The 23,372-nt window shown below is 56.8% G+C and carries 21 protein-coding genes; 14 read left to right on the plus strand and 7 right to left on the minus strand.

The window, feature by feature from the left end; translation table 11 throughout:
• Positions 1-20: 20 nt before the first annotated feature.
• From queA to OHL23_RS19405, 6 genes are all read right to left on the minus strand, one after another.
• Entirely contained in the window at positions 21-1,238 is a 1,218-nt protein-coding gene (queA, locus tag OHL23_RS19380) for a tRNA preQ1(34) S-adenosylmethionine ribosyltransferase-isomerase QueA (protein ID WP_263353615.1), read from the minus strand.
• Positions 1,235-1,945, minus strand: a complete 711-nt coding sequence (locus tag OHL23_RS19385) for a lysophospholipid acyltransferase family protein (RefSeq protein WP_263353616.1) — start codon at positions 1,943-1,945, stop codon at positions 1,235-1,237. Before OHL23_RS19385 ends, queA begins: the two co-directional genes overlap by 4 nt.
• 153 nt (positions 1,946-2,098) lie before the next feature.
• On the minus strand, positions 2,099-3,355 hold the full coding sequence (locus OHL23_RS19390; protein ID WP_263353617.1) for an ABC transporter permease: 1,257 nt from the start codon (positions 3,353-3,355) through the stop codon (positions 2,099-2,101).
• Positions 3,348-4,250, minus strand: a complete 903-nt coding sequence (locus OHL23_RS19395; protein WP_263353618.1) for an ABC transporter ATP-binding protein — start codon at positions 4,248-4,250, stop codon at positions 3,348-3,350. The genes OHL23_RS19390 and OHL23_RS19395 overlap by 8 nt, the downstream gene beginning before the upstream one ends.
• Before the next feature lie 145 nt (positions 4,251-4,395).
• Entirely contained in the window at positions 4,396-5,835 is a 1,440-nt protein-coding gene (locus tag OHL23_RS19400) for a hypothetical protein (protein WP_263353619.1), read from the minus strand.
• 65 nt (positions 5,836-5,900) lie between these two features.
• On the minus strand, positions 5,901-7,259 hold the full coding sequence (locus tag OHL23_RS19405; RefSeq protein WP_263353620.1) for a sigma-54 dependent transcriptional regulator: 1,359 nt from the start codon (positions 7,257-7,259) through the stop codon (positions 5,901-5,903).
• Between the two features lie 1,021 nt (positions 7,260-8,280).
• Between OHL23_RS19405 and OHL23_RS19410 the strand changes: the two genes are divergently transcribed.
• From OHL23_RS19410 to OHL23_RS19460, 11 genes are all read left to right on the plus strand, one after another.
• Positions 8,281-8,718, plus strand: coding sequence for an A24 family peptidase (locus tag OHL23_RS19410; protein WP_263353621.1), 438 nt, complete (start codon positions 8,281-8,283; stop codon positions 8,716-8,718).
• Between the two features lie 97 nt (positions 8,719-8,815).
• Entirely contained in the window at positions 8,816-10,009 is a 1,194-nt protein-coding gene (locus tag OHL23_RS19415) for an AAA family ATPase (RefSeq protein ID WP_263353622.1), read from the plus strand.
• 39 nt (positions 10,010-10,048) lie between these two features.
• Positions 10,049-11,329 carry a CpaF family protein gene (locus tag OHL23_RS19420; protein ID WP_263353623.1) on the plus strand — a complete coding sequence of 427 codons (1,281 nt, stop codon included), beginning with the start codon at positions 10,049-10,051 and terminating at the stop codon, positions 11,327-11,329.
• 32 nt (positions 11,330-11,361) lie between these two features.
• Positions 11,362-12,333, plus strand: a complete 972-nt coding sequence (locus OHL23_RS19425) for a type II secretion system F family protein (RefSeq protein WP_263353624.1) — start codon at positions 11,362-11,364, stop codon at positions 12,331-12,333.
• A gap of 9 nt (positions 12,334-12,342) precedes the next feature.
• On the plus strand, positions 12,343-13,254 hold the full coding sequence (locus OHL23_RS19430) for a type II secretion system F family protein (RefSeq protein ID WP_263353625.1): 912 nt from the start codon (positions 12,343-12,345) through the stop codon (positions 13,252-13,254).
• Between the two features lie 437 nt (positions 13,255-13,691).
• Positions 13,692-14,111, plus strand: a complete 420-nt coding sequence (locus tag OHL23_RS19435; RefSeq protein WP_263353626.1) for a DUF192 domain-containing protein — start codon at positions 13,692-13,694, stop codon at positions 14,109-14,111.
• Positions 14,112-14,136: 25 nt separating this feature from the next.
• Positions 14,137-14,610 carry a PilZ domain-containing protein gene (locus tag OHL23_RS19440; protein WP_263353627.1) on the plus strand — a complete coding sequence of 158 codons (474 nt, stop codon included), beginning with the start codon at positions 14,137-14,139 and terminating at the stop codon, positions 14,608-14,610.
• Positions 14,611-14,977: 367 nt separating this feature from the next.
• A complete protein-coding gene (locus OHL23_RS19445) occupies positions 14,978-15,571 on the plus strand; it encodes a TadE/TadG family type IV pilus assembly protein (protein ID WP_263353628.1) in 594 nt (197 codons plus the stop codon).
• Entirely contained in the window at positions 15,568-17,160 is a 1,593-nt protein-coding gene (locus tag OHL23_RS19450; protein ID WP_263353629.1) for a pilus assembly protein TadG-related protein, read from the plus strand. Before OHL23_RS19445 ends, OHL23_RS19450 begins: the two co-directional genes overlap by 4 nt.
• Positions 17,161-17,545: 385 nt before the next feature.
• Complete coding sequence (locus tag OHL23_RS19455; protein ID WP_263353630.1) at positions 17,546-17,761, plus strand: Flp family type IVb pilin; 216 nt, start codon at positions 17,546-17,548, stop codon at positions 17,759-17,761.
• A gap of 150 nt (positions 17,762-17,911) precedes the next feature.
• Entirely contained in the window at positions 17,912-18,103 is a 192-nt protein-coding gene (locus OHL23_RS19460) for a Flp family type IVb pilin (RefSeq protein WP_263353631.1), read from the plus strand.
• A 176-nt stretch (positions 18,104-18,279) separates the two neighbouring features.
• Here OHL23_RS19460 and OHL23_RS19465 read toward each other — a convergent pair whose 3' ends face one another.
• Positions 18,280-19,896 (minus strand): hypothetical protein, encoded by a 1,617-nt coding sequence (locus OHL23_RS19465; RefSeq protein ID WP_263353632.1) that lies wholly within the window; start codon positions 19,894-19,896, stop codon positions 18,280-18,282.
• 341 nt (positions 19,897-20,237) lie between these two features.
• Here OHL23_RS19465 and cpaB point away from each other — a divergent pair, with 341 nt between their 5' ends.
• The 3 genes from cpaB (at position 20,238) to OHL23_RS19480 (ending at position 23,298) form a co-directional block, all read left to right on the plus strand.
• Positions 20,238-21,089 carry a Flp pilus assembly protein CpaB gene (gene cpaB, locus OHL23_RS19470; RefSeq protein WP_263353633.1) on the plus strand — a complete coding sequence of 284 codons (852 nt, stop codon included), beginning with the start codon at positions 20,238-20,240 and terminating at the stop codon, positions 21,087-21,089.
• Positions 21,086-22,660, plus strand: coding sequence for a type II and III secretion system protein family protein (locus OHL23_RS19475; RefSeq protein WP_263353634.1), 1,575 nt, complete (start codon positions 21,086-21,088; stop codon positions 22,658-22,660). The genes cpaB and OHL23_RS19475 overlap by 4 nt, the downstream gene beginning before the upstream one ends.
• Positions 22,661-22,836: 176 nt before the next feature.
• Complete coding sequence (locus OHL23_RS19480) at positions 22,837-23,298, plus strand: DUF192 domain-containing protein (protein ID WP_263353635.1); 462 nt, start codon at positions 22,837-22,839, stop codon at positions 23,296-23,298.
• The last annotated feature ends 74 nt before the right edge of the window (positions 23,299-23,372 follow it).

Consider the following 23,372-nt stretch of genomic DNA (forward strand, 5'->3'; position numbering starts at 1 on the left):
TGGTCTAGCGTAGCACTGGATTAAGAGAGAAACATGCAGTCGCCGTAGCTGAAGAAGCGGTAACACTCGCGGACGGCGTGGGCGTAGGCTTCTAAAACTCGTTCGCGGCCTGCGAAGGCGCTGACTAGCATGATGAGGCTGGATTGGGGTAGGTGGAAATTTGTAAGCATTGCGCCCACCAAGCGGAATTGGTGACCGGGGGAGATGAAGATGGAGGTTTCACCGGTGTGGGGTTCCAGTTGGCGGCCTTGGGCGGCCTGGGCGCAGTGCTCCAGTGTGCGGACGGCGGTGGTACCTACGGCGACGATGCGGCGGCCTTCTGCGCTCGCGCGGTTGAGGGCTTCAGCTGTGGCGGCGGGGAGGGTATAGCGCTCGCTGTGGAGGTGGATCTGGTCGACGCGCTCGACACGGAGCGGAGCGAAGGTTCCCAGGCCGACGTGGAGGGTGACTTTGGCGATTTCTACGCCGCGGGCGCGAGTGGCGTCGAGGATTTCGGGGGTGAAGTGCAGGCCGGCGGTGGGAGCTGCGACGGAGCCTCGCTGGGAGGCGAAGACGGTCTGGTAACGCTCGCGATCTCCGGTCTGGTCTTCGCGCTTGATGTAGGGAGGGAGCGGCATGTGGCCGATTTGTTCGAGGACTGCGAAGAAGTCTTCTACTGGAGCGAATTGCAGGAGGCGTTCGCCAAATTCGCCGCTGGCGAGAACTTCGGCGCGCAGGAGGGGTTCGCGGCTTCCGGGGCTAAAGCCCCCAATAGCTGGTGGCTGATTCAGGGGCCTGAAGGCCCCTGCTCCCTCTTTGGCTTCTGTTCCCTCTTTGGCTGCTGCTTCCATCGAAGTTACTGGTTCCTGCGCGAAGAATTCGAGTTGGTCGCCTACGCGGACTTTGCGGCCAGGGCGGACGAGTGCATTCCAGTTCCCTGCTCCGTCGGGGCTGGTGAGGAGGACTTCGATTTGGCCGGTTGGTTCCTGCTTACCTCGTGAAGTTACGCGATGAGCGTAGAGGCGGGCGGGGATGACGCGGCTGTCGTTGAGGACGAGCAGGTCGCCGGGGTTCAGGAGAGATGGCAGATTGGCGAAGCTGCTGTCTGTGAGTGAATTTTCGGCGCGATTCAGGACCAGCATGCGGCTGGCGCCTCGTTCGGCGGGGGGCTGCTGGGCGATGAGTTCTTCGGGCAGGTGGAAATCGAAATCAGCGACGCGGAGTGATTCGTATTGAGGAGATGGATGGGGAGGGTTCATGCGGTTTTTCTCCCCAGATGATTGTTGGCGCGTTCGCGGGCTCGCTCCAGGGCGACGTCGAGTTGGTCGCGAAGGAGTTCCAATTCCTCGTTGGAGGTTTCTTCTTCGACCATGGTCCACACTCCCCAGCTTACGGTGATGCGGGTGAAGGGCTTGGGGACGAGGAAACGATCCCAGGAGCGCATGACCCACGCCTTTTTGGGTTCGAGATGGAAGGAGCCGATGGGGGCTCCGGTGAGCTGGGCCAGCTTGACGGGGCCCATTTTGGCGCGATAGATGGGACCGCGGGGGCCGTCGGCGGTGAAGATGGCCGGCATGCCGTCGTCGAGGACGCGGCGCAGGCCGATGATCCCCTGGTGTCCGCCGCGGGAGCTTGATCCGCGAACTGCCTGGTAGCCGAGGAGTTCGAGGGTGCGGGTGATGAGTTCGCCGTCGAAGCTTTGGCTGATGAGGATGGTTGCGTGGGTGCGGCGGAAATAGAAGGCGCACGGAAGCACACATTGGTGCCAGAAGCAGTAGATTTCGCGGCCAGGAGTGAAGCCGTGGAAGGCCGGGGTTACGCCTTCTTCGGCGATTACTTCAAAGCGCCAGGTGCGGCCGACAAGCATCAGCAGCGCCCAGACGAGGCGGGGGACGATGGCCAGTGTCAGGCGTTGGCTCAGGGTAAATCTGCCCGGCGATTTGGTCTTGTTGCGCGACTCGGTCACGTTTTTGATTGTAGTGGCCGGGATGCAGGAGGGTGGCTCGTTAGAATCCGCGCCCTCAGGGGCTAAAACCCCGCCAGTCTCCGTGCTCAAATGTACGGGCTGAAGCCCGTACCCTTCAAAGATCCTTAGTGACCTTCGGCGTTGCGAGGATACCTAGCTGTAGCGGATCCAGCGGAGGATCTCGGGCAATGTGGCGCGCTTGCCGTACATGAGGATGCCGACACGGTAGAGGCGCGAGGAGACCCATAAGACGCCCCAGATGCTTAGCAGCATCAGTGCGATGGAGACTGCGAATTGCCATATCGGCGGAATTTCGGAGCCCATGCGCAGGAACATGATGATAGGTGTGCAAGGTGGGAAAAAGGAGATGGCCACTGACCAGAACGAATTCGAGTCGTTGATGATGAGCATGATCATGGCGAAGCTCAGCCAGATCGGCACAGCGGCCAATGGGGTGTACATCTGCAGCTCCTGCTCGGTTTCGCAGGTGGCGGCAAGGCCGGCGAAGAGTGAACTGTACAGGAAGTATCCGAGGACGAAGTAGACGGGAAAGAGAATGCCTTCGGTCCAGGAGAAATGCACGGCGAAGTCGCCGGTCATCTGAGCGGCGGCAAGCGGCGTTGCGACAATGGCCGCAGCAGCGGCGACCCAGATGAGGATCTGGGTGAGACCGACCAGGCCTACGCCGATGAGTTTGCCGGAGAGGAGATCGCCGGGTTTGGCGATGGAGAGCATGACCTCGAAGATGCGCGAGGTCTTCTCCTGAATGATGGAGCGGGCCACGTTCAGGCCGTACATTACGGTGGTCATGGAGAGCAGAATCGCCATGACGTATCCCTTGTAAAAGGACGCGACAGCGTTGCTCTTGACGACGGTGCCGTCTTTTTTCACGGTGAAGGTGGCGATCTTGACGCCTTTGTTGAGAGCGTCAGCGTCGGCCTGCGTTACGCCGCCCTTCGTGAGGTGCTGGCTCACAATCGCGTTGTTCAAATCGTCGCGAAGGCGGCCCGTGGTCGTGAAATCGCCGGAGGATTGCGAAATATACTTCGCGACTGGCAGTCCGTTCGCTGAATCCGCTGGCGTTTCAATGGAAAGGTAGCCGTCGATTGCCTTACTCTGCACCTGCTTCAATAGCTCGGCGCGATCCGCATCGTTCGCCGGAGCGATCACGTCGACGGTAGTCTTGGCGTCTTTCTCGCTCATCATCTGGCGGCGAATGTCGGTGGCGAGAGCTGCATCGTTGGCTGCGATGACGATATGCTTGTGGGAGCCGAGTCCTCTGCTGGAGAGGTAGCCGATGCCGATGATCAAGGCGAAAGCGGCCGGCACGAGGATCGTGGTCATGCGAAAGGCGCGTCCGCGCACCTGTTCCAGATATTCGCGTTTGGCAATCAGAATCATGTCACGCATCGGCTTTGCCTCCCACGGTCTGAATGAAGATCTCTTCGAGCGAAGGTTCGACCAACTCGTACCGGTAGATGGTGGCTACGGCGGCGGCCTCGTGGAGAAGTTTCTGCGCGTTGCCGTGATCTTTGAGCTTGATTTCGACGTGGCCGGAGAAGTTTCTGGCTTCGGCGATCTCCTCGCTGTTGAGAAATGCCGAGCTGCCTTCGAATTCGACGATGACCCGGTTGCGCTCGTATCGGGACTTGATCTCGCGCATTTTTCCGGCGAGGACGGCGTGGCCTTGATTGATGAGGCAAATGGAGTCGCAGAGCTTTTCGACCTGATCCATGCGATGGGTGGAGAAGACGATGGCTTTGCCCTCATCCTTCAATTCGAGGAGTATGCGCTCGACAAGCACCGCGTTGACCGGGTCGAGACCGGAGAATGGCTCATCCATGATGATGAGGCCGGGATCGTGCAGCAGACAGGAGATGAACTGGATCTTCTGCTGCATGCCTTTAGAGAGTTCTTCGGTCTTCTTGGACAGCGCCTCAGCTATCTCCATACGGCCGGCCCAGTCGATGGACCGCTTGCGCGCCTCGGCGGCGGTCAGGCCGTGCAGTTCGCCGAAGAAGACGAGCTGTTCGAGAACTTTCATTTTCTTGTAGAGGCCGCGCTCTTCGGGAAGATAACCGACGCGCTCCAGGCTCTTGCGCTCGAAGGGGCGGTTGAAGAGGTTGATCGCTCCCGAGTCGGGAATCGTGATGCCCATCATCATGCGAATGGAGCTGGTCTTGCCTGCTCCGTTCGGCCCGAGAAGGCCGAACATCTGGCCCGCATCGATGGAGAGGCTGAGGTTGTTCACGGCGACTTTAGTCTCGTAGGCTTTGGTCACTCCCGCGAGTTCGACGACTGGCATGAATTCTCCCCGCACACTCTAAAATCGAACGCGATCTAGGGTGAAGTTTAACAAATGAGGTGTCTTGTTTCCGCGCGGAATCTGATACGCGAAAATGATGCTGGCGGTTCCTGTGCGACGCGTTCGTGGGTGAGGAAAGTCGCGTCTAGCGAATGGCGTTTGCAAAGGAAACGCGGACAAAAATGACCGAGTTGTTGTCTGAGTAGACGGACTTCCAGTTATGCATCAAGGGCAGCACGTGGGCCATTGCGGAGTCAGGATTGAGAAGGCAGAACTGAATTCCGTACTTGTCGAGAAGCTTGTTGGGATCGGTTTGGAGCAGGGCCCATTGGCCGAATTCTTCCAGTACTCCGGTCCACTCGAAGACATCGCCGCGGCCGTCGACGAAGACAGGATGCTCGGGCATGGCCCAGATGAGGTAGCCGCCCTGGCCGTAGTCATTGAGCATCGGCCCCGGAAGATGGTTGGCCTTGATGAACTCGACGGCTTTCACGGGACTGATCTCTTCGGTCTTCTGGATAAGGCTTTGGCGGCTGGGAAATGCCCAGATGGCGACGAGCAGCGAGAGCGCGATCATGACTGCGTTGGGCCAGATTCGATCGGTGTTGGCGTTGTAGCCTTCCCAGGAAGTGGAGAGGACGCGGGAGAGAATCGGCGCGGCCAGAATGCCGAAGACAAACAGCATCCGGTCGTGGCCGCCCGCCAGCCATGTGCCCATCGCAAGCAGAATCAGTTCGTCAAAGTGTAACTCGGCACGCAATTCGGCCTTGCGTGCGATCACTGTTAGGAAAATGCAGGCAAGCACCGCCATCAGGAGGATGCCGCGCAGGCTGCTTAGCTGAAGCGGCTGCCATTCCTGGACAAAACTCAGGCCGATCGGCTGGTGTATGAGGGTGTCGAGCGGGTACAGGATGAGTTTCAGGCCGACCGGATTGAGGAACAGCGCCGCGAGGGAAAGAACCATCGCGAAGAGGAAGATCTGTCTGCGCTGCGGCGCCCACTTCTCCGCGATCAGGCCGCCTGCTTGGAATTGAAAGAACGAAGTGAAGAAAAAGGCTCCGGCGAGAACGATGCCGAGGAAAAAAGAGCCGTGGCAGTTGACCCAGAGAGCAAAGAGCGGCGGCAGCCACCAGAACCATCGCGGGTTGCGGGTTCTGCCAAGGTGGATCAGGGTTAATTCGATGAGCAGTAAAAGATAGCCGAGCAGCTGTGGCCGGATTGAAACGCCGACGGTGGCGAAGACGAAGATGACGAGCGCGCCGAGGAAGCCGACTTTGGCGTTTCCTGAATAAAGAGAGCAAAGCAAGTACCCGGCAACGAAAAGGGCTGTGGTGAAGACGCACAGCCAGAGCATCAGGCCGGAAAAGCCGCCCCATCTATAGGCAAGGAAAAGTAAGGTCTGGGAGAGCCATTCATGCGGAATCCAGGCGTGGTGGTTCGTGGTGAAGGAGAAGATGTCGGTAATTGGGATGGTGTGGGTGGTCCAGACAATCTCACCCATTTTGAGGTGCCACCACATATCCGGATCATCGAACCGGGAGCGTACCGTCAGCGTGGCGAGCACGAGCAAGAGGCCCGCGAGCATGACGGGGAACGAGAATACTGACCTTAAATGCGGGAATCTGGAAACCGGAGATGGGACAGCCTGACTCAAGCGGTTCCCATCCCCTGGGCTTCCTCTTCAAATATCTGATCCGGCTCGGCGAGGCGAATCAGCCGATGCAGATAAGCTCTGGAAATGCAGAGACTGCGCGCCGCGAGGGTCTTGTTTCCGTGATTTTCGCGCACCGCTGTCTCGGCCAGCTTGATCTTGTAGTCGCGAAGCTGCCGCTCGAAGGAGCCTGCGGGATGGAAGTCGGCGATGTCGACGACGTTTTCCTCGCGCAGGTTGATGGGCAAGTCTTCGGCGCGAATGAACTCTCCGCGAGCGAGGATGATGGCTCGCTGCACGACGTTTTCGAGCTCGCGGACGTTACCGGGCCAGGCGTAGCTTTGGAGCATCGCGAGCGCTTCCGGATCGAAATCCTTGAGCGACTTCTGGTACATCTGCGAGTAATGCCTGAGAAAGTGGGTTGCGATCTGCGGAATGTCTTCGGGATGGTCCTGAAGCGGCGGGGCGTCAATTCTCATGACGTTGATACGGTAAAAGAGATCCTGACGGAACTTGCCTTGCGCTACCATTTCCGCCAGATCCTGATGTGTGGCGAAGATCAGCCGCGCGCGCAGCGGGATGAGGCGGTTGCTTCCGAGCCGGCTGAACTCACGCTGCTGCAGAACACGGAGAAGTTTGACTTGGGTGTAAAGGCTGAGCTCGCCGATTTCATCGAGAAAGAGCGTGCCGTCGCCAGCCTGCTCGAAAAAGCCTTCGCGGGCACCTACGGTTCCGGTGAACGCGCCTTTTTCGTGGCCGAAGAGTTCGGACTCGATCAGGGTTTCCGGGATGGCTCCGCAGGAGACGGCGACAAAGGGACGGCTGGCGCGGGAACCCAGATTATGGATGGCGCGTGCAATCAGTTCCTTGCCGGTGCCGCTCTCGCCGGTTACGAGGACAGAGGCATTGAGGTCCGTGACGCAGTTGACGAGGTCGTAGACCCGCTGCATCTGAGGGCTGGAGCCGATCATCTGGTCGCAGCTTACATTCTCTTCGAGGCGCTGCTGAACGCTCTGGAGCTGGCGCTTGAGGGACGAGTTCTCGTGAGCGCGACGCAGCATTGTTTTTAGGTCGCGGATCGAGGGCGGGCGGCGGCAGTAACCGTAGGCTCCCTGGCGGACCAGATCGACGGCGGTCGCGCGAAGGCCGTCATCGGCCATAACGACGGATGTAATCTGGGATGCGATGATGCGCCGTGAACCTTCAATCCGTTCCTGCAGGGAGCCGAGATTGGAGTTCAAATCGAGGATCACGACATCGCAGTCTCCTGCGGAAACGAGCTTGTTGACTCCATCCTCATTCGACTCCAGGAGGATTTGAAAGTCTCTCCCCAAAGCAGAGGAGAGAAGCGGTTGCAACGAGCGATCTTCTGAATACAATCCGATCCGTATCATCAGTTTCTGCACTCCATGTGCCTGTCGGGCGCTGGGGAACCCCCGGGGCATCTCTCGCCGACGAAGACTGTTGACGTTCGCAACGCAACAGAAATAGTGAGAGGAGACACCTCTGTTATCGGCTACTGCTCATTAATAGTGAATGGCACTTTTGAGTCATTTTTGGCACGATGGTGCAACAAGTGTCAATCAAGCATTGGTAATAAGGGTGAAATTACTAACCATAGTGTTACCCTATTAACTATATTGCTATTTACTTTTAAGTTTACTTTTCTCAGAGAAAATTACTTATTTGCACACACCCTATCCCGCCTCGGCTCCGTTGCGCGCATGCGCTTTAACGCTATTCGTTTCGTAAATTATGGTTCGTAATTGCTGACAGCAATTCATTTCATAGAAGGTTGCGGTGTCAACGCTGCTGGAATGCGGGTTTCGATCCTCGCTGGTACGGAGGAGGCAGCCAGCCGGCAACTCGTGGATTTGCTGATGCGTTGTCAGTTTACTACATAGATAACGTTAATGTGATTGAAGCGATTGAGAAGTCATGGGCACTCGGCGATGTTCTTACATATGTTGGCAGCTCCCGAGATGGACAATTTCCGTAATGTTTATCAGATGGTATTAACGCCAGTCTGACCGTCGACAGCCTGGATTTCGCACCCGAATCGAGGGACCCCATTGAAGCGGAAGAACGGGCCGATTGCGGATCGGGAAACAATGCGAGTCCTCCGTCCAAACAGAAATCACAGACCGGACGGGGTCACTCCGAACATTGGAATTGCTCATTCTTAGTCCGCTTTACGCATTTGGAGGGTGTATATGCACTGCTTCACTCGCGTGAACCGCCTGTAAACATCCGTGCACACCGACCGGAGATGCACCACCCTTAACTCACTGAAATCAGGCTTTCTGGAGGAGAACGGGTTTGGTTCGAGAATTGCACTACTCCTGATCGATCCCTTGGGAAGGGACGGAAGGAGTTTGGATGCACTCGTTCGCATGGTGGCCGACATTCGTGGTTCTTGCCGTGGCTACCTTTACGGATCTGCGCAGCCGCAAGATTCCGAACTGGCTGGTTTTGCCGTTTATGGTTGCGGGGCTCGTTGTCCCGGCGTGGATGCATGGCTGGCACGGATTTTGGCAGAGCCTGGAAGGTTTCGCGCTGGGTGCGCTGGTTTACGGCATGCTGTCCTGGATTGGCGGGATGGGCATGGGGGACGTAAAGCTGGTAGCGGCGATTGGAGCGTGGATTGGGCCGAGGCAACTGCTGATGGCCATGGTGCTGATCGCCATGGCTGGCGGATTGATGGCGCTGGGATTTGCCATTGTCGGGAGTTTCAAAGGAGAAGTCTGGAAGAGCCGCACCATACCTTACGCACCCGCAATCGCGGTAGGAACGCTGATTTCATTTTTTTCCCATTGAGGGCTCGTAGGGAATGCAGTGCCGGTTCGCTGGCACAGAAGAGTTTAAGGCTTTACGAACGAAGGTATTACAAATTCAGGGGAGTAACAATTTCGTGATGTCAACACCGACACAGGATCCCGACGCCCTAGGGGCAAATGTACTGACCATCGCCCTCATCGGCCCTGATCAGCAACGACGTGGTGCGGTCGCAATCGCGTTGACCGGATTGCAGGCTGGCGTGACCCGTGAGTTCAGCGCCTATCCTGAGCTGGACGAAGTACCGCGGATGCTGGAAGACAGCTACGATGTGATGATCGTCGACCTGGACAGCAACCCGGAATACGCGCTCGACCTGGTCGAGACGATCTGCAGCACCGGCTCGCCGACTGTGATGGTCTACTCGGCTCACACCGACTCGGAATTGCTGGTTCGCTGCATGAGGGCGGGTGCTCGCGAGTTCCTGACGCAGCCGTTTTCGACTGGCACGATCGCTGAAGCGATGGTCCGGGCCTCCGTTCGCCGCCCAACGGCGCGTCCTCCAAAGAAGACAGCGGGGCGGTTGTTTGTGTTCCTCGGAGCGAAGGGAGGCTCTGGAGTCACGACGCTGGCCTGCAACTTTGCTGTTTCGCTTGCTGCCGAGTCGGGACAGAATACCCTCCTGATCGATCTCCATTTGCCGCTTGGAGACGCCGCGCTCGACCTGGGAATCACGGCGCAATACTCAACGGTCAATGCGCTGCAGAATGCGAGCCGTCTCGATTCGAATTTTCTTTCGCGGCTCCTGACAAAGCACAGTTCAGGATTATCTGTACTAGCGGCTCCGGGGAAATTTACTCCGATGCAGACAAACCCCGAGGAGGTCGACAAACTACTGACGATTGCGCGTCAGGACTTCGATTATGTGGTTGTCGATGCAGGAACGAGGCTTGATCTCGCAGACACGACGCTTTTCGATCAGGCGTCGACGATTTACCTGATCACACAGGTCAGCATTCCAGAGCTTCGGAATTCCAACCGGCTTGTTTCGGAGTTCTTCACCAAGACCTCAAGCAAGCTCGAGATTGTGCTCAACCGGTTTACGCCGCGTTCTCTCGGCGTGGACGAGGAACATATTACCAAGGCGCTGACGAGACCAGCTACCTGGAGAGTTCCCAACGACTATGCGACGGCGCGCCGCACGCAAAACACAGCCACTCCGCTGTCGCTCGAAGACTCACCGATATCGCGAGTCATCCGCCAGATGGCGAGAGCCGCCTCGGGTCTGCCAGCAAACACGGAAAAGAAGAAACGCTTCGGCCTCTTCCGATAAATATCAGAACACCCGCACGAATTGCAGGGATGGGATAACGTGGAACAGCTTAACTTGGACGGTTTCAAAGCGGATGTACATCGGATACTGATCTCAAGACTTGATCTTGAGAAGCTGTCGCGCGTCAACTCCAACCAGGCGCGACAGGCCGTAGCCGGCCTCATCAACGACATCATCGCGGAACAGAAGGTTCCTCTCAGCTTTGAGGAGCAGGAAAAAGTTCAGTCGGACCTGCTGGACGAGGTCTTTGGCCTTGGTCCGCTGGAAGCTCTGCTCAAGGACCCCAAAATCTCCGACATCCTTGTGAATGGCAAGGACAGTGTCTTCGTGGAAAAAGGCGGAATCCTGAAGAAAGTCGATACGAGTTTTCGCGACGATCGCCATCTGCTGCAGATCATTGACCGCATTGTTTCGCGTGTTGGCCGCCGCGTGGATGAGTCCTCGCCGATGGTCGATGCCCGTTTGCCTGACGGCTCCCGTGTCAACGCCATCATTCCGCCATTGGCGCTCGATGGGCCTTCGATGTCCATTCGGCGTTTCGGCACGGGGCCGATTGCCTCAAACCAGTTGGTGGCATTGAAGAGCATCTCTGCGGAAATGATGGAAGTGCTCGCGGCTGCAGTGCGAGCGCGCATCACGATTCTTATCTCGGGCGGCACCGGCGCCGGTAAGACGACGTTCCTGAATATTCTGTCGCGCTATATTCCGCAGAGCGAACGCATCATCACCATCGAAGATGCCGCAGAGTTGCAACTGGCGCAGGAGAATCTGGTGCGCCTTGAAACGAGACCGCCGAACGTCGAAGGCCAGGGTGCAATCCGGCAGCGGCAATTGCTCATCAACTGCCTGCGTATGCGCCCCGATCGCATCATCCTTGGCGAGGTTCGCGGCGAAGAGGCATTTGACATGTTGCAGGCGATGAACACGGGCCACGAAGGCTCGATGGCAACCATTCACGCCAACACTACGCGAGACGCGCTCACCCGGCTTGAGTCGATGGTCGCGATGAGCAACTTGAATCTTCCCGAGAAGACGGTTCGCCAGCAGATAGCGGCGGCATTGACGATTGTCGTTCAGGTTTCGCGCCTTAGCGACGGAACGCGCAAGGTGGTGAGCGTCTCGGAGATCACAGGCATGGAAGAGAACGTCATCAGCATGCAGGAAATCTTCACATTTAACAAAAAAGGGATTGGGCCGGACGGCAAAGTGATCGGAACCTTTCAACCGACCCACATCCGTCCTAAGTTTCTCGAACGGCTGCGCGTTGCAGGTATCTTTCTGCCACCGAGCCTCTTTGAAGCTACGACCGAAGTGAACTGAAAGAAGTAAAACCGGATGAAGGGCTGAAGCTTATGAATCTGATCATACTGCTGGTGTTTGGGGGAGCATTCTCGGTGGTGGCGCTGCTGATGATCGCGGTCGGCACCGGCGCGTCTCAGCAAACGAAGAAGGTGCTGGCAACCCTTGATTCGGCTTTGGCTACCAGTTGGACGAACACTTCGGACCAGATTGTCGACCTGCGCAAACAGGAGCTTTTGAGCGCGATTCCCTGGATCAATCGCTGGCTGCTAAAAATCGAACTTGCACCGCGGCTTCGACTTTTGCTCTATCAAGCCAATCTCAAATGGACAGCAGGCGGTCTGATTCTGATGTGCGGCGCCGCTTCCCTGATCCCCGGCTACTTACGTTACCTGCAGAGCGGCGATCTCATATCTTCTCTATTGATTGGCGCGGTGTTGGGTGCGGCGCCACTGGCCTTTGTCTTCAACAAGCGCGGAAGACGCTTCAAAAAATTTGAAACGGAGTTGCCTGACGCGCTCGATCTTATGGTGAGCGCTCTGCGCGTCGGTCATAGCTTGAATTCAGCGCTCAGCCTGGTTTCGCGTGAATGCCCAGACCCGGTGAGCACCGAGTTTCGCATCTGCTATGACGAGCAGAACTATGGCCTGGAACTCAGAACCGCCATGGACAATCTCGTGACTCGCGTTCCCTTGCAGGACTTGAGGATTGTTGCGACTGCGATCCTGATTCAGAAGGAGAGCGGAGGAAACCTTGCCGAAGTACTGGAAAAGACAGCGCATGTGATTCGCGAGCGCTTCCGGCTGAAGCGGCAAGTGATGACTCACACGGCCCAGGGGCGACTTACCGGAATAATTCTGACACTTCTCCCCATAGTTCTTGGCGTTATGTTGTACATGATCAGTCCGGATAGCATGAGCCTCCTTTGGAAGCGAGATATCGGCATCAAGCTTCTTTACGCTTCCGCGATCATGACCACCATAGGCGGATTCATCATTCACAAGATCGTCAGTATGGACGTGTAGAGGAGACCTATGGGAATCGCTATTTTGGCTTTCGTGGTCGTGTTCCTGCTGATTGCAAGCGGCGGCGTTCTGCTGTTCTATCGCGAACAGATGATCCAGCGTCTCTCTGCGGTGATCTCTCCGGAGACAAAAAAACAAACGCTGATGGGCAGCATTCAGCAGTCGGGATTTTCGCTGAGCAGCGTGGTTGAGCACCTGGAGAAGATCATTCCGAAGAGCCAGGCGGAAGTGGGCGTAACGCAACAGCGGCTCATTCGCGCGGGTTATCGTTCGGAGTCCGCAATCAATGTCTTCTATGGCGCCAAGGTGTTGGTTCCGCTCTCGTTTTGTGCCGTGCTCTTTGCCAGCGGGTTCGGAAACGACAACCCGTTCATGTTCTATATCTGTGCGCTGGGCCTCGGTTTTCTTGCGCCGGATTTCTGGCTTGGGCGACAGATCAAGACCCGGCAAAACAAGCTGCGGCGCGGTTTGCCCGATGTGCTGGATCTGCTGGTGATTTGCATTGAAGCAGGCTTGAGCCTGGACCACGCCACCAAGCGGACTACCGAAGAGTTGAAGATGGCGCAGCCTGCCCTCTGCGATGAATTGGGGATCGTGGTGCTGGAACAGCGCGCCGGCCGCCCGCGCGCCGATTGCTGGAAGCATCTGGCCGAGCGAACCGATGTAGACAGTTTGCGTAATCTCGTTTCCGTACTGATTCAATCAGAGCAATTTGGAACGAGTATCGCCAAGACTTTGCGCACACATTCCGACACGCTGAGAACCCAGCGCATTCAAAAGGTCGAGGAGATGGCGGCCAAGACGACGGTGAAGCTGGTCTTCCCGCTCGTATTGTTCATCTTCCCCTCGCTCTTTATTGTTGTGCTCGGCCCGGCAATGATTACGATGTCGGAAGCATTCAAAACGTTTTTCAACCACTAAAAAGAAGGGAGATTCGACATGAACAATACACTGATCATCCAGGTTGTATCTGGCGTGTTGGCTGTGATTGTGCTGATCGTTCTGATCCAGCGTCGTCGCACTCGGGTCAAGTAACAGGGTTCATAGACAAAGGACAAGCGGCGCCGGACAGTTGAGCCGGCTCCTCTTTCCACCTGGCAGTGTCGATGGAACGGAGCCCCGCTGCTTCAAAGGGGAGACTTTTCCATCTGCAACTTGCACTGTGAGGTGTAAAGGTCCTGTTGGAACCCGGAGCATTGGCTAATCACGGAGTGGCCTCCCCCTGTTCATGAGGAATCATCGGCCATTTAATTCAATAATTCCAGGGAAAGGAATTTCAAACCGAATAGTTCAGGCCGGCAGCTGGAGATCCGTTTCAGCTCCAGTTGCCGGGTACCCGCCGAGGGCGAAAAGACGAAATGCAGAAACAAAAATATTGCGTATATAACCAGACCAGAGAGTCGTTCCTCAGCTTGGGGGTCGCGGCTGCAGACACTACACTTGCGCGTCTGAAGGGTCTGATCGGAAAGCTGACGCTCGGGTTGGATGATGGCCTCTGGATCGTTCCTTCCAGGGGAATTCACACGGTCGGAGTGCTCTTTCCTCTGGACCTGGTGTATCTGGACGAGGGACACAAGGTAATTCACGTTATAGAGTCTTTCCCAACTTTCCGTATATCTCCTCTTATTACTCAGGCAGCCAGCGTATTGGAGTTGCCTACGCATACGATTTACTCGTCGCAGACTCAGCCTGGCGATCAACTGGTGATATGTGTCGCCGAAGAGATGGAACAACGGCTGAAGATGGTCCCTCCGAACCTCTCCAGTCAGGCGAAATGAATATCTCGAAGGAAGGTTGGAGGTTATGAGCTCTTTGAAAGGTTTGTTCGGAAAGATGTTCTCCCGCGAGCGGCGCAAAGGCGACCGGCTTCCGGCTTCCGTGTTGTCAGCGTTCTATTGGACAGGCGCAGCTCCGGAACAACATGCCATCCGGGATATCAGTTCCACCGGGCTCTATCTGGTGACCGAGGAGAGATGGTACCCGGGCACGCTGGTGATGATGACATTGCAAAAGACAGACGGTGCACCGGGGGATTCCGAGCGCTCGATTGCTGTACAGTCGAAGGCTGTGCGATGGGGAACCGACGGGGTTGGTCTGGAGTTCGTCTTGCCAGACGGCAAGGATCGGCGCAGCGAAAACAAGCTCAGCGGGGGCGTTGACAGGAAATCGCTGGAGCGGTTCCTGGAAGGCCTTAGTGCGGAAAATGGCCGCGCTACCGTCGATCAGGTAGAAACACCGTCGCATTCCCTGGACGGGGCAAACAATGCCAAGCCGTGAATTGACAGATTGCAGCCTATGAAGAGAACTCCGACAGGCCGCTTCCCTCGCCCATTGGCAAAGACGAGGAAAGGTTCAGTTATCGGGTTCCTTAGTTGGCGAACTTACCCGGTTTCGGTGGTCGATTTAGCCTCTGGATGAAAGCCGGCGAGAGGGGCTGGAACTAATCGCGAAGGATAAGCTGGTGGGGAAATGCGTCTCATGGGCGTCACGCGATCCAGATACGACTTTAGTAATGGCGGGAGCCGGGTTGCCAGTAATCGGCGCGAGGCCGGGATCTTAATTGGCAGATAAAGGGTAATCGTTACCTCGATTTACTCTAATGTGCTATGGACAGTCGTTTCACGAAATGCGAGGATGGGTCAAAATGGTGGGAAATATGTTCTCGGTAAACCGCACAATAGCGTCGCGAGACGCGCGCGCTACAGCCCTGGGCAAAGGCCGGCTGGGTGTTACGCGGGTTGGCTCCGATGGTGAGCGTGGCTCATCGATTGTCGAGCTTGCGCTGGTGATGCCGATCTTTCTCATTATGGTGATGGGACTCTATAGTTTCGGACTTCTCTTCACGGAATATATTTCGCTGACAGAGGCGGTCAATGTTGGAGGCCAGCAGTTATCGCTCCAACGCTTTCAACAGGGAGACCCATGCGCCAAGATTGCGGCGAATGTTGTGGCGGCATCCCCGTTCCTGAAGGCATCCAAGATGGCATATACCTTCTCGGTCAATGGCGTGAGCACCGGTACCACATTCGGCGAGAACGTGACGCCGACCTGCCCTTCTCTGGCTACGACCCTCGCGGCTGAACCGAATCCTGGTACTTCTCAAACTTCGGTCACGCTAAAAGCTACTTACTACTGCACCGGCGTTACCGCCATCAAATTCGGAAATTTGGCCAATTTCAATCCCCTGCCGACAGCAAGTTGTACCCTCACCTCTCAGATTACGGAGGTTTTGCAATGACCCATACGAATGTATCCAAATGTGCCAGCGGAACGCAGCGACGGCGCGTGCCGCATCGGGAACGCGGACAGATCCTCTACATGACCGCGCTGGCGATGACCACCATCTTCGGCTTTGCCGGCTTTGTGATCGACTCTGGTCGCATGTATCTGAGCTATCAGCAGCTCCAGGCCACGACCGATGCGGCAGCGCTCGCGGGCGCACAGGGACTGCCCAACGGCACAACCGCGCAAACCATCGCGACAAAATACAGCGCCCAATCCGGGGACAACAACGCGTCAACAATTCTTAACGGAGCCACATTGGTGGGGACTCCGGCGGTGTCGTGCGTTTCTGCCCTTCCCATACCCTGCGGAGGCGGCACCGACAACGCTATTCAGGTGAAGCAGCAGGTGAAAGTGAATATGACCCTGGCTCAGTTTTTCGGAGCCAAAAGCATTACGATCCAAGCGACAGCGACCGCTTCTTCCAGAGGATCCGGTGGCAAGCCGTACAATATTGCGGTCATACTGGATCAAACGGCTTCCATGGCCTCGGGCGCGGACTCCTGCACCGACCAATACACGGGCACAAAATACACCACAAGAAACCAATGCGCGCTGGTCGGGCTGAAGGCGCTGCTGATGACTGCTCCGCCCTGCGCTGGAAGCTACACTGGCGCGTCGGGAACTGGAAACTGCCCCACCGGCGGTACCGATTCGATCGACATGATCAGCGTATTCACCTTTCCCAACTTTCAGTACAGCTCGGCCAGCAACGCTTATACCGGCACCTGCTCGGCCGTTACTACGGCCTCCACCTATTCGTTTCCTTACCTGGGAACGGCGTATACGTCCTATCCGGCTCCAACTCTGCCCGCGTTATCGGGGACAATTGCGGATTACCAGCTTGTTGGTTTTTCGAACGATTACCGCTTGTACGACGGGGCCACGACGCTGAACCCGGCCTCTAACCTCGTAAAGATTCTGGGGTCCATAGGAGGAACCACCTGCAAAGGACTGCAGGCTCCGGGCGGCCTTGGAACCTTTTATGCAGGTGCAATCGCGGCAGCTCAGGGAGCGCTTCTTCAGGAGCAGACTACAACGGGTCGCTCCGGGACGCAGAACGCGATTATCATCCTCACCGACGGCGCGGCGAACGCGGTGTCAGGTAAATTAGCTTCGACTTACTTCGATACTTCCCCGGCAGTCAATCTCCCGACAGCGGCATCGGGCAACACAACCTACCCTTACTACAACTCGAACGCCAACCTGATGAACCAGTGCCAGCAAGGGGTTAGCGCCGCGCAACAAATCGTGACCGATTGGCCAAGTACAAACAATCCAACTACGATTTACACGATTGCTTACGGCGCTTCCACTTCAGCATCGCAATGCACGACAGACAGCGGAAATATTTCGCCGTGCGCGGCGATATCGGGCATGGCCACGTCGCCTGCGACTTTCTTCTCCGACACCGCGGCGACCGGGGCCGACACTGCCTGCGTATCCTCGGAGAACTCAACCATCACGGCCCTGTGGGCAATTTTTCAAGCAATCGAATCGGATTTCACGGTTCCGAGGTTGATTCCCAACAGCGTCTTTGGTTAGCGCGACAGTACTGATTGAAGGAAGTTCGATAGCATTTTCCGGCAGGCACAGCTTACTCGTTCTGACCGGCAGAGGGCATGGGAGCAGCATCGCTCCCATGCCCTTTGTATTTCGTGAATCTGTGCAATCCGGAACGGGCGTCCGGTAACCAACTTGCATTTTTGCGGCAGCACGCCGCGCCGCGTATGTGTCGGAATGGGCCTCTTTTAGCGGCTTCTGTAAACGAGATGTCGCATAATCCCGGCAGTTGCGTACAGATGTTTACATTGTTAGGCCCTGATTAACCGCAAGTTACTGATTTATATGAAACCGAAGTAATCTTCGTCGTGGTACTCTACTTGCCTCCAATAAGACGACTTGAATCTACCATGAGGGATATAAACCAATGAGGCGTTATCGCACCGGGAATAACCTCTTGGGCACGGCCTTCTTGAGGGTGCACGGCCTGCTATATCGCGAAGAGGGCCAGGATCTGGTCGAGTATGCTCTTGCCGTCGCCGTGATCGCTCTCGCGGTGACGGCAGGCATGCAGTCGATTGCCTCTGGGCTCAACGATGTCTTCACGACGATTGGATCGACGATCAGTTCGGCTACAACCTGAGCCTCGACAGCCTCGTTTATTCCTTTCGAGTGCGGTAACTCGCAGGTGTAGTTTTTAGATAACTAAAGTTGCATAGACAATAGCCCTTAAATCGCAGAAGACTTCTACAGACCAGCAATCCGCTGGAAACTCAATATCGTAGGAGAAAGAATGAAAGACTTGATTCGAATGATGTCTATTGCGATCCATCGCCTGAAGAGCGAAGACGGCCAGGATCTCGTTGAGTACGCCTTGGTTGTTGCCTTGATTGCTTTCGCCGCCGTCGCCGGAATGCAGACTCTTGCCAGCGACATTAACTCCGCCTTCACCAATATCGGCGCACAGCTCACCACCCAAGTGTAAGCTGTTCACCACCGGTTGCAAAGCGTGAACAATAATTTGTTGTTCGAGGGAGACAGTGAACCTCTCCGCCAGTAACTCGTTCTCCCTCGAACAACACGACTTCAGAACGCGAGCGGACTCTTTCAGGCGACGCTTGTACAGCGAAACGCTACCGGAAGCGATCCCTCGCCTCGGGCTTATTGCGTCTGATCAGGAATGATGAGCAGTACTTCCGATGCCGTAAATATGCCATTCTGCCTGGCCGGCCTGAAATGCCACTGATTCAGGACATTCAGGACCATCGGAGCCTGGACGAACTGGGGCGGAAAGACGACTTCGAGCTTCTCGAAGCGTCCATCCTTGTTGACAAAGCCGTGCACGATGAGCGCATCGGTATCCATGTCTTCCAGATCGAGGTTGGGCCGCACGATCTCATACGGCCAGGGCGCTTCCAATGGGCCGCCGCCGCCCCCGGAAGCAGCATCGAGAAGACGCGGCAACGCGTATTGCAGTATCCAGCTCTTTGCGAGGCCGACACGCAGATAGACAGTGGCGGCCATCCTGCCGCTCCACAGCTCGGCCGTCTCGGGATATTTGTCTTGGATCGAAGCTCCCACGACGACTACGCCAAACTGGCCGTCTTTGGGAAGGCTGATATGCACGGACGAAAGCTGATTGCCTGAGCCCGTGCCCGAGCCTGCCGTTGCTCCGGGAACTGAGGGACCAGCCGGGCCGGGCTGGGTTGAAGCCTCGTTGTTGCCTTGGGACGCGGATGACGTTCGTCCGGAAGTCAGGCCGCCTTTGCCCTGATCGGAGGGATTTTGCCCTTGTCCGGAAGCGGCTTTTCCGTCCTTGCCGGCCTGATCGCCATTTTGAGCGTGGGCAGCGCCACCGCCTGAGGCCGTCGCATTATCGATTTGTTTTCCGGCGTGCTCTCCAGCTCCTTTACCGGCGCCCGCATCGCTCGTCTTGCTTGCTGCGTCTCCGGTTCCCGCTGGCCTGGGGTCTTTGAGCTGGCCGGGAATCAGGGTGCCGGGCGCGGCTTTCTGGGAAGTCTCATTGACCATTGGAATGGCTACGCTTCCCTGGGCTACGCGAATGTCGGACAGAGAGATCACGCGCGCGGGAGTCGGAACTGGCGGATCGGGCTGCTTGGAGGTTGTCTGAGGAACTTTCTTCGCTTCTTCGGGCCCATGAACGACGATCGGTGAGGTGGTGCTTGGCGGCGCTGCCGGGCTTTGAGTCACGAAGGCAGACGAGGAGATGCGAAGATCCGCGAGATTCTCTTCCTTGATGGGTATATCGAGCGAGGGATGCACGACGACGATTGCGGCCTGAGTCGGAATGGGTGGAACGATACGCTTCTTCAGCTCGACTTTATCGGGAGTCCAGAGCACGACGAGCGGCACTGTGACCTTGGGAGGCATAACGAGTTCGCGGGGGAGATCGGGCTGTACGAGGGTCTGAGGCGCGGGCATCAGTTGCGCGGTTTGTCTTAACGGCGCTGGCGACCCTGCCGGTGCTCCGCCAGTTGCCAGCATGTGCGCGGCTGACGGACTGGCGGAAGGACCGGGATAAGGAATGCCACCGCCCGATGCGCGCTGCGCCAGCGACTGAGGGCTACGAAAGTCCACAACTTTTAAGGAAAACCGGCTGGGAGGAAAGCTTTCGATGATGCGGTGATTTTCGATTGCCCGGATCGTCAGCAGACTGCAGAGTCCAGCGTGCACGATGGCGGAAATCAGAAAGGTTGAAGGAAACCAGCTCGATTGTGGCGGCTCCGAAAAGAGCGTGATCATGCTGGATGAACCCATGCCGGAATAGACTCCCTCTCAGATAACTCAAGGATGCTCGAAGCATCCGCAGTATGTGTTGCCGACTTTCTGTTAAGTCTCGAACAGAGAACTGGCTGCATTTTTCAGGCCAACTTTATCCCCTCTAAGTCTTTGAGAAATTGTGCGGTTCCCTTAGGGCGTGTCTACGCGGCTACACAAGGAGGGCGATTGGTATACATGCGTTCACACTTGAGCTTCGGTTTTCGATCTAAATCCATGATTCAGCGTGAAAAGAGCATGAATGAACTTTGGCAAGGCAATTGCCATACATAGACGGAAAGTGGAGCGGGCATCAACGCCTGTTCCCATAGGCCCAACGAATGAATCGAAGACTGCTCACTATCCTACTTAGCGCATTCCTCATTGCCGCTGTATGCGCTTTTCTGGTTTGGCGCGTGGTTGCGGCCCGTCTGCAGGCGGTTTCGCATCAGTCCAGCACAACGCGCGTTGTCGCAGCGGCGGCGGACCTGAAACTGGGAACGCTGATCACACCGGCCAATCTGACAACCATCGAGATTGGCGGTCCGTTGCCCAAGGGGGCGATTCTCAAGCCTGAGCTGGCTGCAGGCCGCGGGGTCGTCTCCGACATTTACCAGGGCGAACCGATTTTGGAATCCAGACTCGCCCCGGTAGGTTCCGGCGCAGGATTAGCCGCCACAATTCCAAATGGCATGAGGGCATGCGCGGTCAAAGTTGACGAGGTTGTGGGCGTCTCCGGATTCGCCACTCCTGGCATGCGGGTGGACGTTTTGATTTCGGGAACGCCTCCGGGAGAACAGGTGGCTTCGGCCGCGACCGGCCCCAAGGTCAAGACGCTGCTGCAGAATATACAGGTATTGTCGGCCGGTACGGATATTGAGAAGGATGCTCAAGGCAAGCCGCAGCAGGTCCAGGTCGTCAATCTGCTGGTGACGCCGGATGACGCAGAGATTCTGAGCCTGGCCACGAGCCAGGAAAAGATCCAGCTCGTGCTGCGCAATCCGCTGGATACGAAAATCTCTCAGACTCCGGGAACTGTCGTAAGAAATCTCTTTGCCGACAAGAATCCCCCACCGGTCAAGGCGAGGACGGTTTCCGCTCCAAAACCTGCAGCGCCTGTCTACACGATTGAAATCCTCAATGGAGCAACGAGGACTGATCAAAAATTTGCTACTCCCGGGGGAAAACAGTGAGAGCGAGAGTTGGTTTTACTTTTGCGTGTATTAGCGCGTTCACCATTGCGATCTGTGCCGGATCGCTCCTGGAAGGGCAGACGGCAGCGCCTCAAAACACCGGAGTTTCGACGCAGGACTCCACGAATGACCTGTCGGTTGCGGTAGGTAAATCTGTCCTCGTCGATTGCGCTCATCCCATCAAGCGCGTTGCGATAGGCCTGGGCGACCTCGCGGAGGCTTCTGCCGTAACACCAACAGAGATCCTTCTCAATGGCAAGGCTGCGGGCGAAACCAGCCTGATCATCTGGGAAGTGGGCGGCGAGCGGCAGTTCTTTAATGTCTCGGTTCGTGGCTCCTCGCCTATATCTACCGATCGGCTGGACATTCTTCGCAGAGAGCTCAGAACGGAGCTTCCGGGACAGACGTTGAAGGTCTCCTCGGATGGCGCCAACGTTTATCTCCGTGGAACGGTGAAAGATTTGTCCGCCTCGGATCGAGCCGTGCAGATCGCCTCGACCGCCGGGAAGGTGGTCAATCTGCTGTACGTCGCGGTGCCTCCGTCTGATCCGCAGATCCTACTGAAGGTGCGGTTTGCCAGCGTCGACCGGAGCCTCGAAAAGCAACTGGGCATCAACTTTTTCAGTACTGGCTTCGGCAACGTCGTTGGCGCTGCCAACACCGGCCAGTACAGTCCGCCTGGGTTAACACTTCCTACCGGCTCAGGGACATCCTCGACGGCGTCCATTTCCAACCAGTTGAACCTGTTCGCCTTTTTGCCAGGCCTGAATCTGGGCGCGACGCTCGAATCGCTGGAAAACAAAGGCATCGTGCAGGTTCTTGCCGAGCCGAACGTCATGGCGATTAACGGCAAGCAGGCGAGTTTCCTGGCCGGCGGAGAATATCCGTACCCTGTTGTGCAGGGAACCTCAGCCGGTGGCGCGGGTGCCGTCACGATTGAATTCAAAGAGTTCGGCGTGCGACTGAACTTTGTTCCGACTGTTACGCCGCGTGGATCGATTCGTCTCCAGGTGGCCCCGGAGGTCAGCTCTCTGGACTTCACCAATGCGATTCAGATTTCAGGGTTCGACGTGCCTGCCATCGATACGCGGAAGATGAAGACAGAGGTTGAGTTGAGCGATGGCCAGAGCTTTGCCATCAGCGGATTGCTCGACAACCGCGACACGGAAGCCTACTCGAAGATCCCATTCCTGGGGGATATCCCGATTCTGGGCAAGCTCTTCCAGTCGATGCAAAAAACACGGACTAATACGGAGCTCATCGTGATTGTGACGCCTGAGATCGTTTCTCCGATCCAGGCAGGCGCGCCGTTGCCTGAACTGCATTACCCGACCAAGTTCCTGCCGCCGAACTCCTCGATCCCGATGAACACTCCGGATGCGAAGACGGCAGCCAATACGATGGCTCCTGCACCGCCCAGCATGCCTGTGGAGCGGCTGATCGAAAGCATGAAGCCCGAAACTCCACTGGTGGTCGATTCGGGTACTGTGACCTTCGGCGGCGCGACGGCCGGCGCCGCAGGTTCCGCTACATCGAATTCGCCGGCGCCTGTCACAACCGCGCCTCAGTGATCTTCGAGCAGCCTCATCCAGTGACCACCTGAAGCTGGAATCAGCTATCCCATCCTGACAACAAAGACTCTTGTCAGGATGGGATTAGACCAAGAATCGCTGAGTCCGAAATATGCACGAACTGACGGTTCCATCGACGAAGATAGAGACTCACGAAAGGAAGCAAACGACCGCAGATGAAATCGCCAAGCTGGTCATTGCCGGACCTTTGGAACCGACTAGCGGGACAACGCGACGCTGCGGACACTCGCCTGCGGGTTTTGAATGTTACCCGCCAGACGGTGCTTGCCCATGCCCTTGAAGTGGCCGACAGCGGGTCCAAGCGAAACAAGGGCCTGCTTGGCCGTACGGGACTGTCAGCCGGCGAAGGTCTATGGATTGTGCCTTGTGAATCGGTTCATACCTTTGGCATGCAGTTTTCGATCGACCTTGTTTATCTGAATCGGGAGCTTCGCATCAAGAAAACGCGGAGCGATGTGCCACCGTGGCGGATATCTGCCTGTCTGAGCGCGCATTCGATTCTTGAGCTACCGGCTGGCACCATTCGCGAGACGCAGACAAGCCCCGGCGACATCCTGGAAATCACTGCCGCTTCGCCGCCCCTCGACACCGTCCATGACAATGCTAGTGACTCGTAGATTTGATGCTGCTCGTTGCGAGTTGAGAAGACGCGCACTGTGTTGCGAATGGCTTTGCATTCTGGAGACACCAG

The sequence above is a fragment of the Acidicapsa acidisoli genome (assembly GCF_025685625.1).
GTDB lineage: Bacteria > Acidobacteriota > Terriglobia > Terriglobales > Acidobacteriaceae > Acidicapsa > Acidicapsa acidisoli.